This window comes from Acinetobacter entericus (genome assembly GCF_026168575.1).
Classification (GTDB): Bacteria; Pseudomonadota; Gammaproteobacteria; order Pseudomonadales; family Moraxellaceae; genus Acinetobacter; species Acinetobacter bouvetii.
On sequence record NZ_JAPEQW010000123.1, the window covers coordinates 1 to 685 of the forward strand.

Consider the following 685-nt stretch of genomic DNA (forward strand, 5'->3'; position numbering starts at 1 on the left):
ATTATGCAGTAACTTTAGCCACTACACCAGCACCAACTGTACGGCCGCCTTCACGGATCGCGAAGCGTAAGCCAGCGTCCATAGCGATCGGGTGGATAAGCTCTACTGACATTTCTACGTTGTCACCAGGCATAACCATTTCAACGCCTTCTTTCAATTGAATCGCGCCAGTTACGTCAGTTGTACGGAAGTAGAACTGTGGACGGTAACCGTTAAGGAATGGAGTATGACGGCCGCCTTCTTCTTTAGAAAGCACGTATACTTCTGCGTCAAATTTAGTATGCGGCTTGATCGCGCCTGGCTTAGCCAATACTTGACCACGCTGAACGTCTTCACGCTTAGTACCACGCAGAAGGACACCACAGTTCTCGCCCGCACGGCCTTCGTCTAGAAGTTTGCGGAACATTTCTACGCCAGTTACAGTTGTTTTAACTGTATCTTTGATACCAACGATTTCAACTTCTTCGCCTACTTTCACGATACCAGCTTCAACACGGCCAGTTACTACTGTACCGCGGCCTGAAATTGAGAATACGTCTTCGATAGGCATCAAGAATGGCTTGTCGATTGCGCGTTCTGGTTCTGGGATGTAAGTGTCAAGCGCTTCAACTAGAGCAACTACAGCTTCTTCGCCGTATTGGCCAGCATCACCGTTCAACGCAAGAAGAGCTGAACCGCGGATTAC

At 48.9% G+C, this 685-nt stretch carries 1 protein-coding gene; it reads right to left on the reverse strand.

The window, feature by feature from the left end:
• Nucleotide 1: 1 nt before the first annotated feature.
• A partial coding sequence (locus OKC24_RS19855; RefSeq protein WP_265466310.1) for an EF-Tu C-terminal domain-related protein occupies nt 2-685 on the reverse strand: 684 nt, incomplete at its 5' end.